This window comes from Pseudophaeobacter arcticus DSM 23566 (assembly GCF_000473205.1).
In the GTDB taxonomy this organism is placed as follows: Bacteria; Pseudomonadota; Alphaproteobacteria; order Rhodobacterales; family Rhodobacteraceae; genus Pseudophaeobacter; species Pseudophaeobacter arcticus.
On record NZ_KI421507.1, the window covers coordinates 1,642,112 to 1,657,333 of the forward strand.

12 protein-coding genes are annotated in these 15,222 nt (G+C 57.5%); 4 read left to right on the forward strand and 8 right to left on the reverse strand.

The window, feature by feature from the left end; translation table 11 throughout:
• Positions 1-160: 160 nt before the first annotated feature.
• On the reverse strand, positions 161-1,297 hold the full coding sequence (locus ARCT_RS0111920) for an acyl-CoA dehydrogenase family protein (RefSeq protein WP_027240284.1): 1,137 nt from the start codon (positions 1,295-1,297) through the stop codon (positions 161-163).
• A complete protein-coding gene (locus ARCT_RS0111925; RefSeq protein WP_051360710.1) occupies positions 1,294-2,469 on the reverse strand; it encodes a CaiB/BaiF CoA transferase family protein in 1,176 nt (391 codons plus the stop codon). The genes ARCT_RS0111920 and ARCT_RS0111925 overlap by 4 nt, the downstream gene beginning before the upstream one ends.
• Before the next feature lie 80 nt (positions 2,470-2,549).
• On the opposite strand from ARCT_RS0111925, the gene ARCT_RS25960 reads away from it, so the two are divergent.
• A complete protein-coding gene (locus tag ARCT_RS25960) occupies positions 2,550-3,443 on the forward strand; it encodes a LysR family transcriptional regulator (protein ID WP_036784811.1) in 894 nt (297 codons plus the stop codon).
• A gap of 9 nt (positions 3,444-3,452) precedes the next feature.
• Here the strand turns inward: ARCT_RS25960 and ARCT_RS0111935 are convergent, their stop codons facing one another.
• From ARCT_RS0111935 to ARCT_RS28230, 3 genes are all read right to left on the reverse strand, one after another.
• Positions 3,453-4,124, reverse strand: a complete 672-nt coding sequence (locus ARCT_RS0111935; RefSeq protein ID WP_240476310.1) for a class II aldolase/adducin family protein — start codon at positions 4,122-4,124, stop codon at positions 3,453-3,455.
• Positions 4,125-4,129: 5 nt separating this feature from the next.
• Positions 4,130-5,248 (reverse strand): S-methyl-5-thioribose-1-phosphate isomerase, encoded by a 1,119-nt coding sequence (mtnA, locus tag ARCT_RS0111940; protein WP_027240287.1) that lies wholly within the window; start codon positions 5,246-5,248, stop codon positions 4,130-4,132.
• 259 nt (positions 5,249-5,507) lie between these two features.
• On the reverse strand, positions 5,508-5,738 hold the full coding sequence (locus ARCT_RS28230; protein WP_027240288.1) for a hypothetical protein: 231 nt from the start codon (positions 5,736-5,738) through the stop codon (positions 5,508-5,510).
• Positions 5,739-6,221: 483 nt separating this feature from the next.
• Here ARCT_RS28230 and ARCT_RS0111950 point away from each other — a divergent pair, with 483 nt between their 5' ends.
• The 3 genes from ARCT_RS0111950 to ARCT_RS0111960 all read left to right on the forward strand — a co-directional run bounded on the left by ARCT_RS0111950 (position 6,222) and on the right by ARCT_RS0111960 (position 10,874).
• A complete protein-coding gene (locus ARCT_RS0111950; protein WP_027240289.1) occupies positions 6,222-7,187 on the forward strand; it encodes a TAXI family TRAP transporter solute-binding subunit in 966 nt (321 codons plus the stop codon).
• A 145-nt stretch (positions 7,188-7,332) separates the two neighbouring features.
• A complete protein-coding gene (locus tag ARCT_RS0111955; protein WP_027240290.1) occupies positions 7,333-10,434 on the forward strand; it encodes a TRAP transporter permease in 3,102 nt (1,033 codons plus the stop codon).
• Positions 10,431-10,874 (forward strand): universal stress protein, encoded by a 444-nt coding sequence (locus tag ARCT_RS0111960; RefSeq protein WP_027240291.1) that lies wholly within the window; start codon positions 10,431-10,433, stop codon positions 10,872-10,874. The genes ARCT_RS0111955 and ARCT_RS0111960 overlap by 4 nt, the downstream gene beginning before the upstream one ends.
• 100 nt (positions 10,875-10,974) lie before the next feature.
• Here the strand turns inward: ARCT_RS0111960 and ARCT_RS0111965 are convergent, their stop codons facing one another.
• Genes ARCT_RS0111965 through ARCT_RS0111975 form a run of 3 tightly spaced genes read right to left on the reverse strand, consistent with a single transcriptional unit; the run spans position 10,975 to position 15,096 of the window.
• Positions 10,975-12,027, reverse strand: coding sequence for a lipocalin-like domain-containing protein (locus ARCT_RS0111965; protein WP_036784814.1), 1,053 nt, complete (start codon positions 12,025-12,027; stop codon positions 10,975-10,977).
• Positions 12,017-14,443: an FtsX-like permease family protein gene (locus ARCT_RS0111970; RefSeq protein WP_027240293.1), complete on the reverse strand. Its 2,427-nt coding sequence runs from the start codon at positions 14,441-14,443 to the stop codon at positions 12,017-12,019. The genes ARCT_RS0111965 and ARCT_RS0111970 overlap by 11 nt, the downstream gene beginning before the upstream one ends.
• Entirely contained in the window at positions 14,440-15,096 is a 657-nt protein-coding gene (locus ARCT_RS0111975) for an ABC transporter ATP-binding protein (protein WP_027240294.1), read from the reverse strand. Before ARCT_RS0111975 ends, ARCT_RS0111970 begins: the two co-directional genes overlap by 4 nt.
• Positions 15,097-15,222: the final 126 nt, after the last annotated feature.

Consider the following 15,222-nt stretch of genomic DNA (forward strand, 5'->3'; position numbering starts at 1 on the left):
CCCGGCAGTTCCCCATTCCCTTTTTGTTATGGTCCGTCGCGTCGACTTTGCGCCGGTTTTGAGAGCCATCTTTGCGATGCTCGTTGTTGATACTTCTGGACCATGGCCTGTGTTTAGACTGCTTCAACCCAGCAGATTGTAGCTATTTGTTATTCTTGATTTATTTCAACAGGCTACGCGCAATGATACTGCGTTGAATTTCCGAGGATCCTTCATAGATGCGGAAAATTCGAAGGTCGCGTAGATAGCGCTCCAGGGGGAAATCGCGCGTGTAGCCATAGCCGCCATGAATTTGCAGCGCCCGGTCGGCAATGCGCCAGGCCGCCTCAGAGGCAAAAAGCTTGGCAATTGCGGACTCGGATGAATAGCGCGCGCCAGTGCCACGTTTGACGGCCGCCTGCATAGCCAAAGCCCGCGCCGCTGCCAGGTCGGTCACACTATCTGCCAGCATCCACTGTAGGCCTTGAAAATCAGCAATCGGATGGCCGCTAACCCTGCGGTCCTTGGCATAAGAAATCGCCGTTTCCAGGGCGGCACTTGCTATGCCGGTTGCCTGTGCCGCGACCTCGATCCGGCCGTTGTCGAGCACCTTCATTGCGGTGCGAAACCCTGTGCCTTCGGCACCAATGCGATTGTCAGCGGACACCCAGCAATCAAAGTTTATGCCAAACACGTGACCGCCGCGCAGGCCCATGGTCCTTTCGTTCGGACCGATGTCGACTCCCTTTGTTGTCTTTGGTTCAACCACAAAGGCGCTGACCCCGCGTGCACCAGCTTCCCGGTCGGTTTTGGCGTAAACCACGATGAAGTCGGCCCCACCAGCGTTGGAAATGAAACATTTTGAGCCTTTGATCCGATAGCCATCGCCCTCGCGGGTTGCATAGGTCGTCATATCCGCCGGGTTTGAGCCGGCTTGCGGTTCGGTCAGTGCAAATGCGCCTAGGGTTTTACCTGCGGCAGCATCGGGCAGCACGCGCGCCTGCAAGGCGTCGTCAGCCCCGAGCAAAAGCGAGTCCGTTGCCAAAAAGTGGGCGGTCAACATTGACGCGGTGGAACCGCAAGCACTGGCAACAGTTTCGACTGCTGCATAAAGCGCGGGACCAGAAAGGCCGATTCCCCCCAATGGTTCCGGTAAATTCATACCCAGAAGACCCATTTCGGCCATGGCAGGCAGGTGAAGGGTCGCAAAGAGCGCCTCTTCATCCAATTGCGCAGCCTGCGGTGCAAGCACCTCGGTGCAAAAGCGTTCGATCTGGGTTGTAATGGCGCGTTCTTCGTCTGTCAGCGGGTATATCATGGGGTGTTTCCTTTGGAGAGCTCTGCGAGAATGTCAGCCGCATCTGCGTTGAGTGCAGGCGCGGAAAGTCGATTGCCGCGCGGGACATCACTGAAATGAACTGGCTGTTCGGGAACGTTGAGGCGACCCAAGGTTGGATGATCAACATCAGAGGTCAGTTGCCTCTCAACGACCTGGGGGGAGTTCCAAGCCTCGGCAACCGACTGAAGCAAGGCGGCCGGAATTCCTGCACTGGACAGGCTTGCAACAATCTCGCCCGTGGATCGTGTGCTGGCCCATCTGGCAATATAATCAGCCAGCGCAGGTTCGTTTTGGCGCCGCAACGCGTCGGTGGAAAATCGAGTGTCCTGTACCAGCTCCGGCTGCCCGATGACCTGGCAGAAGGTCGCAAACAGCCTGTCGTTCAGAACCGCAACAGCGAAAAAACCATCCTGGGCAGGATAGGTCCCAAACGGGGCAGATAGCGGATGACGGTTGCCTGTGCGGGTTGGAGAAACCTTCTCCATCAAGGTCCGGCATGCCAAGATCGGCATCATGGACATCAATGAGTCAAACAGAGCCACATCCACATATCGCCCCCTGCCGGTACGGCTGCGATCAAACAGCGCGACCATGGTGCCCCAGGCGGCAAACAGGCCGCCTGCGACGTCAGCCAGGGCTTCGCCAACCATGGTAGGTGCGCCGCTCGCCTCGCCGGTTGCATCCATCAGCCCGCTCATGGCTTGAATGATAATGTCATAGGCGGGCTTGGACGCATTTGCCCCGGTTTGGCCAAAGCCAGAGACCGAAACGTAAATCAGCGCTGGGAATTGTTCTCGCAGGTGTTTTTCACCCAGCCCCAACTTGTCCATCACGCCGGGGCGATAATTTTCAACCAATACATCGGCATCGCGCAACAACGCATGTACGGTGGCGCGCCCCGCATCGGATTTCAAATCCAAAACAATTGAGCGTTTGCCCCGGTTCACTGCCTGAAACAGCAGGCTTTCCCCCTGATCGAAGGGCCCGATGTGGCGATAGTCATCCCCGTGAGAGGATTCTACTTTGATCACATCCGCGCCCAAATCGGCCATCATTGCGGTGCAATATGGGCCAGCGAGAACACGGGTGAAATCCAGTACCCGTACCCCGTCAAGGGGTTTTGCAGTCTGTGTGAGGGAGGTATCGTTCATTGCAATCTCCGGCATGTGTTGCTGGAAACTAGGCAAGAACTTGATATAGGGTGAAATATAGAGTTATCATATAGGAATAAATGAAACCTATACCTATCACCATGCGCCAGATAGATTATGTCGTTGCCACCGCAGATGGAGGCAGCACAGCTGCGGCTGCGCGCATATTGAATGTGTCACAGCCATCGGTGTCGCTTGCTATTGCGAAGGTCGAGCAACATTTACAGCGTGCCCTGTTTGCCCGCACCTCTGGCCAGGGGGTTGTATTAACGTCTTTTGGCCACCTAAAGCTTGGTGAATTCAGAAATTTGCAAACGCAGGCGCGACAGGTTCTGGTCGCGGATGACCCCAATCGGGCCACTCTTAATCTGGGCGTTTTCTCGACCCTTGGTCCGCGGTATGCGCCGTCGCTGGTTCGCGGATTTCAAAGCGAAAACCCAACAGCACGCATATGCTTGTTTGAAGGCGATCTCGAGACCCTGTCGGCCTGGCTCGAAAGCGGAAAAATTGATATCGCCCTTATGTATGATTTTGGCCTGCCCTCGACACTGGATGTCATCCCGTTGGCTGATGTGCGCCCCTATGGTCTTTTGCCGCAAGACCACCCGCTTGCCCACCGCAAGGAGGTTGCTGTCGCCGAGCTTCTTCAAGATCCGTTGATCTTGATGAACTTGCCGCACAGCCGCAGTTATTTCCTGACGCTGGCGCAGATGAACGGGATCACGCCAAAGATCGCCTATGAAACGAGCTCGGTTGAAATGCTACGCTCGATGGTCGCCAATCAGTTGGGCGTGGGCCTGTTGGCAACCGATATTCCGCATGAAACGGCCTATGACGGGCAAGCAGTTGTCCGAATGCCGCTGCAGGGAACCCTTGCCCCGCATCGTATTGCATTGGCCCGGTCTGGGCGGTTACGAACAAGTGCTCTGGCGAACAGGTTCTGCCACTTTTCAGCTCAATCGTTTGAGGTCTGAGCGAATTTTCTAAGGTTTCAGGCCATAACCCGCAAAGGCTTGTTTCACCTCAGCCATCTGTTCTGAGTTCAGGAGTTTTGGGCTGCCAATGCTTAGGGAGGTGACATATCCCTTGGCCAAAGTTTCCAGCTCGATCATTCGCCACAGAGCGCGCTCCAGGCTGTCGCCTGTGACCACGGCGCCGTGGTTGGCCATCAGGCAAGCGGATCGGGAACGCAGCGCCAGGAGCACCAGATCAGACAGTTCCTGGCTGCCAAAAAGTGCATAGCCCGCCACAGGGACATCATCGCCCCCAAAGGCCGCCACCATATAGTGACAGGCCGGGATCGGCTGGTGGTTCATTGCCAGCGCGGTGCAAAAGACGGGATGGGCGTGCACGACGGCCATCTCCGTTGGTTTGGCCACAAGAATGTCCCGGTGAAACTGCCACTCAGAGGAGGGCTTCATCTGACCCCTGCGCAGCCGAGAGCCATCCAGGGGCAGCAAAACCAGCATGTCGGGGCGCATCTTTTCATAGTCCACCCCAGAGGGGGTGATCAGCATGCCATCGGTGGTGCGCAGAGAAATATTGCCCGAAACACCCTGATTGACACCCGAGGCCTGCATCGCCAGGCAGGCATCAATGATGGATTGTCGGGTGGCGGTGTTATCGCAATAGGGGCCAGGCATCGGATCAGGCATCGGCTCTAGGCCTTTGCCGCGACAAAAGACTGCGCCATGTCCGGGAACAGAGCCGCCAACCCAGCCTCGGACGCGGCACAGACCCCGCGTTCGGTGATCAGGCCGGTCACCAGATGATTGGGGGTCACGTCAAAGGCCGGGTTGCTGACCGGGGTTCCATCCGGGGTCACCTGCACGGTTGAGATCTCGCCCTTGGAGGAGGAGCCGCCCTGAATATGGCTGACCTCTTCAGCGGCGCGGTCCTCGATTGGGATCTCCGTGATCCCGTCCAGGACCGTCCAGTCGATTGTGGGCGAGGGCAGGGCGACATAAAAGGGCACATTGTTGTCTTTTGCTGCCAGCGCTTTGAGGTAGGTCCCGATCTTGTTGCAGACATCGCCCTGCCGGGTTGTGCGGTCGGTTCCGGTGATGACCATATCAACCAACCCGTGTTGCATCAGATGCCCGCCGGCGTTGTCGGTGATATAGCTATGGCTGATCCCATGGCTGCCCAGCTCCCAGGCGGTCAGAGCGCCCTGGTTACGCGGGCGGGTTTCATCCACCCAGACATGTAGCGGGATGCCTGCATCATGGGCGTGGTACATCGGGCTGGTGGCGGTGCCCCAGTCAACCGTGGCGATCCAGCCGGCGTTGCAATGGGTCAACAGGCGCACGGGGCTACCGTCGCTTTTCCGCGCGGCGATCTCCTGGATCAGCTGCAACCCATGTTGGCCGATGCGGCGGTTGATCTCCACATCTTCGTCGGCGATCTCATGCGCCAGAGACAGCGCAGCCTGGCGACGTTGTTCCAGAGGCAGGCCCATCAGCAGATCGCGGCACCGGTTCAGGGCCCATCGCAGGTTGATGGCAGTGGGGCGGGTCTGGTGCAGGGTTTCCCAAGCCCTTTGCAGGGCCGCATCGCCTGGATCCAGGCGCATGGCCAGCGCCATGCCATAGGCGGCGGTCGCGCCAATAAGCGGCGCCCCGCGAACATGCATGTCCTTGATGGCGCTGGCAAAGCCCTGCAGGCTATCCAATTGTTCAATCCGAAAGTCATGGGGCAGCCATCTTTGATCAATGATCTGCAGGGCCTCGGCGTCAGCGTCCCACCACAGGGATCTATAGGGTGTGCCGTCAACTTTCATGAATGATCTCCGCAGGTGGCAACAGGGGGGTACAGCCTGGTTAGCTGGCTTTGATTGTACCTTTATGACAGATCAATGGGTGGGAGTGCGACCACTTCTTGGCAAAACAAAATACAGGCGATCATACTTGGCTTAGGTCCGGCGGCTTTGCCCCGTATATTTGCCCCGTATAGATGTGCGCTGTATAGATGTGTCCCGTATAGTTTTCACTGTATAGATGTCTGTCAGGGGCATTGACGTGGCGATCCGGCCCGGCGGTCTACGCGCCAGCGTTGCGGGCGCGCAGGCCTCTTTCATAGGCGGCAGTGAGAATAATCTGCCATTTTCGCGGGGTCGTGCGATATTCAGGTTCCACATCAATGCGCAGACAGGTATCGGAGGTTTCCAAACTATTGGGACCTTTGCGGGCTGCCGCTGAGACGCATCTTTCGAGGGACCAGAAGTCTTGTACCATCGGGTTGTCTGCGACCAGGTTGCTAAGTAGGATCAAACTGCGCTCCTTTTGAGGTATCACGTCACTCGCGTCAGGGTTGCGTTTTTGGATTGGAAATGTGTTTAAACCAACCTGCGGCCTAAGTCAGTATTTGATTTGAAAAAACGAATATTTCTTGCTGGTTTTCTGATCCCCCCCCGCAGAACCGGCCTGCAAGGGTCAATCAGGTTGAGATCCCCCTTGCACTCACCTGCGACATTCTGCCACACTGCCGCGACTCTTGAGGGGGAGGGTGCCGGGGAAAATTGGCGGGCTTTTGTCACATGCGAGAAAAGTGCCGTCTCATCCACTTCGCTTGATTTTGAAGCGCTTGACAGGTTGGGACCGCAAGGGGCTAGCTTGATGCGTGCAATCAGATCAGCCCTTATTCATCGCGTTGGCCCTTTGGCCCGGGGTGAAATTAGAGTGAGTGTGAGCCTATCGCCGTTCCAACGTAGAAGGGTGAAATTTCATGAAAAACATCGTGGGAGAAATCTAAACATGAAACATACAAAACTAACCGTCGGAGCCTTGGTGACTGCGGCCTTTATGGCACCAGCAGCACAGGCGCAGGAATATATTACAATCGGTACGGGCGGTGTGACCGGTGTGTATTACCCAACAGGTGGCGCGATTTGCCGCCTGGTAAACAAGAGCCGCAAAGAGCACGGGTTCAAATGCGCCGTGGAATCCACCGGTGGCTCTGTCTACAACATCAACACCATCCGCGAAGGCGAATTGCAGTTTGGCGTTGCCCAGTCCGATTGGCAGCACCATGCCTATCACGGCACCTCCAAATTCTCCGAAAACGGCCCCTTTGAAGGCCTGCGCGCGGTATTCTCGGTGCATCCTGAGCCCTTTACCGTTGTGGCACGTGCCGATGCCGGCATCACCACCTTTGACGATCTGAAAGGCAAGCGCGTCAACATTGGTAACCCCGGCTCCGGTCAGCGTGGCACCATGGAAGTTCTGATGAACGCCAAAGGCTGGGGCATGGAAGATTTTGCACTGGCAACCGAGCTGAAAGCGGCTGAACAGTCTGCAGCCCTGTGTGACAACCAGATCGACGCCATGGTCTACACCGTTGGTCACCCCTCTGGTTCGATCCAGGAAGCCACCACCGCCTGCGATTCCGTACTGGTAACCGTTGATGGCGACGCCGTGACCAAACTGGTTGAAGACAACGCCTTTTACCGCACCGCCACCATCCCCGGTGGCATGTATCGCGGCTCTGACGCGGACGTACAGACCTTTGGTGTGGGCGCGACCTTTGTCTCCTCCACCGATGTTCCGGACGAGGCGGTCTATGCGGTTGTGAAATCGGTGTTTGAAAACTTTGATGCCTTCCGCAAACTGCACCCTGCCTTTGCAAATCTGAAGCCTGAAGAGATGATCGCCGATGGTTTGTCTGCACCGCTGCATGACGGTGCGGCCAAATACTACCGTGAAAAAGGTTGGATCGAGTAATAAATCCAACGACATAGGGAGGGGCGCGATTTCGTGCCCCTTTCACCTTACGAGGGGGTACCCCCCAAAACCAATAATATCAGACAGGGTCCGCAACAGGGGGCTTTCCCCATAGGACGGATCACTTCTGTATGGGAGATTATCCATGACATCCGATGTTCAGGGAAATCGACCGCTTAGCGAAGATGAACTGCAGGAACTGGTCGCCTCCTCTGATGCGGGTGCGCGCAACCCGGTCGGAGCTGTGGGACTGTCCCTTGCCATCATCGCTGTGAGCTGGTCCGTTTTTCAAGTCATTCTCGCCTCACCGCTGGCAAATTACCTGCTACCGGGCGCGGTCAACAATAATTCGCGTCTGATCCATCTTGCCTTTGCGCTGATGCTGGGCTTCATGGCCTATCCGGCGATGGGCCGCGAAAGCCGCAATCTGATTTCCTTTGCGCTTGGACATCTTGGCACCGTTCTTGGGCTGGGCGCCTTTACGGTGGCGGTGATGGTTACGGTCTCGCCGGATATCTCCATGAATGTGGCCGTTGTGATTGGTGCCGTGGTTGCGCTGGCGCTGGTGGCTCCCACCTTCCTGAATGGCACTGGTGTCGCCACCGCAGTGGAACGCATCGTCAGTGCCTGTGGGGTGTTTGCGGCGATTGTGGTGCTGTTTTACAGCGCCTTTGCCATTCTGGGCCAATACCTGTTGGGCAGCTGGAACACCACCCTGCAGGGTGTGGCGCTGGTACTGGCACTGGCCATGGGCGCCTGGTTTGTGCTCACCTATGTTCGGCAATGGAAAACCCCCGAAAGCGGTTTTGTTCCGGTTCAGGACTGGGCCCTGGCCGGGGCCGGGGTCTTTGTCGCCATCTATGGCTATCTGAACTATCAAAAGATCGTCGACAGCGGCGGCCTGGCGGATGACATCGACAAGTTCTACGCCCTTGCAGGTCTCTTGATACTGTTCGAGGCGGCGCGCCGCGCGTTGGGGCCGGCCATGGCGATTATTGCCACGGTATTTCTGGCCTATGTTTTCTTTGGCGCCTCTGACTGGGTGCCCGAAGTCATTCGCTGGAAGGGCGCAAGCCTGAAAAAAGCGATGAGCCATATGTGGATCACCTCTGAAGGTGTCTTTGGTATCGCGCTTGGGGTTTCGACTAAATTTGTCTTTCTTTTTGTGCTCTTCGGCGCACTTCTTGATAAGGCCGGGGCAGGGAACTACTTTATCAAAATGGCCTTTGGTGCCCTGGGCCACCTGCGCGGTGGTCCGGCCAAGGCGGCTGTTGTGGGTTCTGCGGCAACCGGGCTTATCTCGGGTTCTTCGATTGCCAATGTGGTCACCACCGGCACCTTTACCATTCCGCTGATGAAGCGGGTCGGCTTCTCATCCGAGCAGGCCGGATCGGTCGAGGTTGCCTCATCCGTCAACGGCCAGATCATGCCACCCGTGATGGGGGCCGCGGCCTTTTTGATGGTTGAATATGTCGGCATTTCCTATGTCGAGGTGATCACCCACGCCTTTCTGCCGGCGGCGATTTCCTATATCGCACTGGTCTATATCGTGCATCTGGAGGCGGTGAAGCGCAATATGCCCACATTGGGCAACCGCGAAGTCCACATGACCCGCACCATTCTGGGCATGGCGAGCTTTTTTGCGGTCTTTGCCGGACTTTGCTACGGCAGCCAATTCCCGGTGGAGGCGGCCTATAGATGGGCGCCGAGTATTGCTGGATTCCTGATGTTTGGCGTGGTCTTTGCCATCTATCTGGCCCTGGTGGCTTTGGCGTCCGGCATCGATGATCTCGAGCCGGATGACCCCAATGCCGAAGAGATCGAACTGCCGGATATCTCCAAGATCTACAAAGCGGGTCTGCACTATATGCTGCCCATCGTGGTGCTGGTGTATTTCCTGATGATCGAGCAGAAATCTCCGGGGCTTTCGGCCTTCTGGGCCACGGCACTGCTGTTTGTCATCCTTCTGACCCAAAAACCCATCAAGGCGATTTTTCGCAAACAAAGCAACATGATGCCCACCTTTGTTGAGGGCTGTCATGACCTGTGGAGCGGCTTGATTGACGGCTCTCGCAACATGATCGGTATCGCCCTTGCAACGGCGACGGCCGGTGTGATCGTGGGCACGGTGACGCTGACAGGGGTTGGTCAGGTGATGGCCGAGCTGGTGGAAACCATGGCCTATGGGCTCACCTATCTGAGCGCAATGGCAGTTCACGCCATCAGCCCGCTGACCGATTTTGTTGGCATTACCAGCTTTCAGGGCACCGTGGCGGAACGCGCCGCAGACATGACCGGTACCATCCTGGTCTTTGTGCTGATTTGCGTTGGTCTGTTGTCGCTGGTGCTGGGCATGGGTCTGCCGACAACCGCCAACTATATCGTTGTCAGCTCGCTGATGGCGGGGGTTGTGGTGGAACTGGGGGCGCAGTCGGGTCTGATCGTGCCGCTGATCGCCGTGCATCTCTTTGTCTTCTACTTTGGGATCATGGCCGATGTGACCCCACCGGTGGGGCTGGCCAGCTTTGCTGCCGCCGCTGTGTCCGGCGGTGACGCCATCCGCACCGGCTTTGTCGCCTTCTTTTATAGTTTGCGAACAGTGGCTTTGCCCTTTGTCTTCATCTTCAACACCGATCTGTTGTTGATAGATGTCACCTGGGTTCAAGGCATTATGGTCGCCATATCTGCAACCATTGCCATCCTGGTCTTTACCGCCGGCACCATGGGCTATTTTGTCACCCGCAGTAGGCTGTATGAAAGCTTCCTCTTGGTCTTTGTCGCCTTTGCGCTGTTCCGTCCGGACTTCTTTATGAACCGGATCATGCCGCCCCACACGGAAGTTGCCCCAACCGAACTGGTGCAGGCACTTGGCGCGGCAGAGGCGGGACAGCAGCTGCGTCTCACCATTGAGGGGCCCGATTTTGACACCGGCGAAATTGCCTCGACAACGCTGATTGTCGAAGCGATCGAAGGGCTGGATGGTGCTGCCTTGGCTGAAAAGGCCGGGCTGATCCTGTTGCCCGAAGGCAGCCAGATGAACCTGGATGCACCGGGCTTTGGGACCCCGGCGGAACAAGATCTGGGCAGCTTTGACTTTTACGGGGATACACCTGTTTTTGTGAAGGAAATCCTGGCACCAGTTGATCAGCTGCCCAAGGAGTTGGTGTTCATTCCAGCGCTTTTGCTGCTGGGTCTGATTGCCATGATGCAACGCGGCCGCGTCCGCAGAGAAGGAGATCCAGCATGATCAAATCTGTCCTGTGTGCGGTGGAGTTAAGCGATAAGGCCACCGACAAAATGGTACTCGAACAGGCGGCCAGAATGGCCGACCTGGACGGGGCGCAATTGGATGTGGTGAATGTTCTGCCTGACTTTGGCGAAAGCTGGGTTTCGGGTTTTTTTGAAAGCCATCACCATGAAAAGGCAGTTGAGGAAACCACAACCAAGCTGAAAAGGATCTGCGCCGAGATCCTGGGGCAAGAGCGCAATGCCAAGATCCGCCATGTGGTGGCCACCGGGACGGCCTATCAGGAGATCCTGAAGGTGGCCGAGGCCGCCGGCAGCGACCTGATCGTGGTTGGGGCCCATAAGCCTGATCTAAAGGACTATTTGCTGGGGCCCAATGCGGCCCGGGTCATCCGGCATTCGGAGTGCTCGGTCTTTGTTGTTCGCGGTCCAAAGGCCTGAAGATCAAAAGGCCTGAAGACCCAACCTGAAGACCCTCACCTGAAAACCAAAAAAGGGGCGCTGTGATGTGCCCCTTTTTGCTGGCCATTATTACAGAGCACTAGTCATACCCGGTCATTTCCAAATAGCCGGTGCCGCTGTGGCTGCCAGATACAGTCACGGGACCCTCCCAATAGGCAAAGGCCACATCCATCCAGCTTTGGGGGTTAAGGGCTTCAACTATCAGGAAAACATTTCGCTCTGGCAGGTGAACCTCCCAGCGCACCGGGATCTGTCGTCCGGCAACCTCCACCTGCGCCAGGGGGACTGCCTGAAAGGAACCCGGTGCCAGCGGCGTGACCTTGCCGGAGGCGGAAATCCAGGTCCCTGATCGAAAGTCATCGGCTCCATCGGCGCCGCGCAACACAAACCCCATCAGCTTATCGCCACTGTCAAACCGCAGCGAAAACCAGTCCCAGCCATTTTGATCTTCTGACAGCGGCTGGCTGGACCATTCGCGATCCAGCCAGCCATCGCCGGTCACAGCAACAGGCCCGGAGGGCAGGGTGAGGGTGCCTTGGATTTGGTAATTTGGCTGCGAGTAATAATAGCTGGCCTGGCCTTCGGGGGATTTCACCGAATAGCCCTGCTCGCCCTGCAAAACCAATGGCGCCATGGTTTCGGCCGAGAGGTCATATGAAAAACTGTCACCCGCGGCGTAGAGATCAAGCTGGGACAGGTCATTTGCACCCGCCATCTGCCAGTCGTCAATCCAGGCCTGAAAGGGCGCTGTGGTGACCCCGGCCTGGCCAATGCCGCCGCGGGCCAGGCGCTCGGTTGAGAAATGCGCAGTGGCGCTGGTCAGGCCGGCATGGCCCATCCAGATCTGCGGGCTTTGCCAACCTTCTGCCTCGCCCGGCGCAAGGGCGCTGCGAAACAGCGTCCATTGAATGCCGTAGCTCTGGCCGTTTTCATCCTTAAGGTTGGCAGTCAAATACCACCATTCAATACGAAAATCCGGATGAGCCCCGTGGTCCCTGGGGAACTGCAAGCGGTGGTCGGGATGCGGAATGGCAAAGCCTTCAGCCGCACTCCCCAGACTGGCAAAGCCCTGGGACAATGCTGGGCTGGCGGCAAGCAGATTCAGACAGAGCAGCAGGCGGCTAACGTTCACTGGAAAACACCTTCAACAGAGCACTGGGCTGGAGACGAAACAGGCGCCAGGCCGGCAGCAGTGCCGCCAGCAGAGCGGCCAAAAGCGACAGTGTGACAAGCCACAGCCAGTCCAGAGGAAACAGATAAACCGGCAGTCGCCAGCCAAAGGCCTCGGTGTTGATCACCACCAACAAGGCCCAGGATAGCACCAATCCCAGCGGCAGGGCCAACAGGGCAGTCAGACCGGCCATCAACAGGCTGCGCAGGATGTCGATCTGCGCCAGCGTTCGGCGGCTGACCCCCATGGCCCAGACCGGGCCCAATTGCGGCAGGCGCTGGCTCCAGAGGGTTGCGAGACTGGTGAAAATCGCAAAACTTGCCACCCCCAATGTGAGCAGTTTCAGGCTGTCGGTCACCAGAAAGGTCTGATCAAAAACCCGTTTTGAGGCGGCTTTGATCTTGCCTTGTTCGACAAGACTTTCTCTATCCAAATCAAACCTGTCCTGGATCTTTTTGATCAAAGCAGGAACATCACTGGCTTCAAGACGCAGGCCAAAACGCTGGTTGGGCGCCTGTGGCGCATTGCGCAGCAGTTGTGCCATCGAGACAATGGCTTGCCCGTGGGGATTGCCATAGTCTGAGTAGATGCCCAAAACCGTGCTCGGCCAGCCCTGCGGCAGCGGTATTGTGTCGCCCAGGTTCAGCTTGCGGCGCCGTGCCAGTTGTTCGCTGACCAAAAGCCCCTTGCCCTGCGCCAGCAGATCCCAGACCTTGGGCTGGGCCTCCAGCATGGGCCAGTTGTCACGATATGTGGGATCGTCCAGCACGCCGTAAATGGTGATCTGTCCGGCCTGATCGCGCAGGATTTGAGAGCGGATGGGTAAGACCCGCAGGTCTTGTTGCGCCAACCATTGGTGCAGCGCGGCGCCTTGGGTATCATCGCGTGCAGTGACGTAGAGCTCTGAAGTCAGCCGTTGGTCCAACCAGTCAGAGAAGGTCAGCCTAAAGCTGGAAACCATTGTTCCAACGCCAATATTTGTCGCCAAAGCCAGCATAAGCGCCACCAGCGCCAGGGAAAGGCCGGGAAGCTGTGCCCGCGCATCCGCCCAGAGCCAATGCCCGAGCGGATGGCGCGTCAGCCTCTGGCCTGCCTGCAGAATATGCCAGAGGCAAAATGGCAGTGGCAGCGCCGTCCCCAGCAGCAGACAGCCCAGAAACACAAAACCACCGTTGAGACCGCCCCACAGCAGCAGGGACAGGGTGCCAATGCCCAGCAATCCTACCCCAGCCCGCGCCCAGCCGTTGAAATTGCGCAGAACCTGTTGGCCTCTGGCCTGGGTGGAGGGCGCTTGCAGGATGGGAAGATGCCAAAGGGTGAAAAACGAATAACAACTGGCGATCCCCGCCCCAAGCAGGGTCATGGCCAGGCCGGACAGCACCCATTGGGGCCGCAGGGTCAGGCCGTTGTCAACCTCAACACCGTAGAGCCCCGAGAGGGTCACAGCCACACCGGGCAACAGGGAGGCTGCAATAAAATACCCAATTATCAATCCGATAAAGGCCGATACACAGGCAATGATGGTGATCTCTATTGCCAAAATAAAGACCAGATTTTGGAACGGAAGCCCAAGGCAGCGCAGGGTACGAAACAGGCCGCGCCGCTGCTCCATCGCCAGACCAATGGTGCCCTGCACAATAAAAAGCCCAACAACAAAGGATAAAAACCCAAAGGCCGTCAGGTTGAGGTGAAAGCTCTCGGTGAGGGTTCCCGGTGCAATGCGGCTGGCGCCTGCGGCTTCAAATTGAATATGTTCTGGCAGCGCTTGTAGTGCACTTGGGGATGGTGGGGCTGGCGACTGATAGATGAGCCGTGTCAGCCTGTCAGGCGCATCAAGCAAGCGGCTGACGACCGAAATATCGCCAATGACTTGACCGGGCGGCAGCTCTGCTGAGAGGTGGAGCGTTATCTTTGGAAACTCTGCAGCAACCAGTTTGGCCGTTTGGGGATGCAGCCACAAACCACCAGGCGGGCGTAGCATCGCGATCAGCAGCGTCCCGTTCTGCGCTGTCGTTTCAGATGACGTGAGGCCAGGAATCTGTGGCGGAGACAGGAGATCAATACCAGTCATTTCAATGGCTTGATCTGCAACCTTGATGCGACCCTCCAGGATTGGAGCCAGTTTCCAGCCGCTGCGCCTAAGCCTGACATACTCAGACAGGGTCAAGCTGTTGTTGGAGGCGGGCACCAGGCTTGGCCGATCAATCTGGCGTGCATAGTTTTCTGCCCTGGCGTAGCTGGCTTTTGCCTGGTTGTTGATCGCCTGGACGGCCATCCACAGGGCTGTTGCCAGCGCCAGGCCGACAATCAGGGCTGCCAGCTGAAATCTGTGCTGACGCCAATGGGACAGCAGCGCAAAAAGGGCAGGCCCTGTCACGTCAGCCCCCCGTTGCTGAGATGCAGCCGCCGATCCAGGGCGGCAGCAATTGTCTGGGAGTGCGTGACGAGAAACAGCGCGGTTTGGCTTTCGGCGACCAGATCCAGCATCAGCGCCAGCACCGCCTCGCCGCTTTCCTCATCCAGGCTGCCGGTTGGTTCATCCGCCAGCAACAGCTTGGGCCGCATGGCAAGCGCGCGGGCAATGGCCACCCGTTGCTGCTGCCCCCCCGACAGCTGTTCTGGGTAGCGGGACAACAAAGCGGTCAAGCCCAGCCGCTGCGCCAAAAGAGCCTCCCAATCCGGATCATGGGCTTTGGCCAGCTTGGCATGCAGCGCGATATTTGCCGCGACATCAAGTGAGGGAATGATATTAAATTGCTGAAAAACAATGGAAACCTTGCTTCGGCGCAGCGCCGCCCGCCCGCTATCATCCAGGGTGCGCAGGGCAACGCCATCCACATGGATTTCGCCACTGTCAAACCCGTCCAAAGCCCCAACAAGGTGCAAAAGCGTGCTTTTGCCAGATCCGCTTTCACCCGTTAGCGCCAGGGAGGTTCCGGCCTGCAATTGCAAACTGACCCGATCCAGTATCGGCTTCTCCAGGTCGCTTTGGGGGATTGTTTTGGTGACATCTGTTACGGTTAAAACCATGTTTTGATCTGTTTCCCGGGAAATGGCCGTCAGCAGGGCAAATGGCAGGTTGATCGCTGTTTGGCAGTGAATACCCCTGGGCGGGAACTGTCCAGCAACTCGCTGTCTTGTTGGCGCGCTTTGTTT

Bases quoted from the DNA above. Each gene is read 5' to 3' on its own strand.
- ARCT_RS0111955 (WP_027240290.1), top strand. From the start codon at position 7,333: ATGACATCCGATGTTCAGGGAAATCGACCGCTTAGCGAAGATGAACTG.
- ARCT_RS0111960 (WP_027240291.1), top strand. From the start codon at position 10,431: ATGATCAAATCTGTCCTGTGTGCGGTGGAGTTAAGCGATAAGGCCACC.
- ARCT_RS0111950 (WP_027240289.1), top strand. From the start codon at position 6,222: ATGAAACATACAAAACTAACCGTCGGAGCCTTGGTGACTGCGGCCTTT.
- ARCT_RS0111920 (WP_027240284.1), bottom strand. From the start codon at position 1,297: ATGATATACCCGCTGACAGACGAAGAACGCGCCATTACAACCCAGATC.
- ARCT_RS0111975 (WP_027240294.1), bottom strand. From the start codon at position 15,096: ATGGTTTTAACCGTAACAGATGTCACCAAAACAATCCCCCAAAGCGAC.
- mtnA (WP_027240287.1), bottom strand. From the start codon at position 5,248: ATGAAAGTTGACGGCACACCCTATAGATCCCTGTGGTGGGACGCTGAC.
- ARCT_RS0111935 (WP_240476310.1), bottom strand. From the start codon at position 4,124: ATGCCTGATCCGATGCCTGGCCCCTATTGCGATAACACCGCCACCCGA.
- ARCT_RS0111925 (WP_051360710.1), bottom strand. From the start codon at position 2,469: ATGAACGATACCTCCCTCACACAGACTGCAAAACCCCTTGACGGGGTA.
- ARCT_RS25960 (WP_036784811.1), top strand. From the start codon at position 2,550: ATGAAACCTATACCTATCACCATGCGCCAGATAGATTATGTCGTTGCC.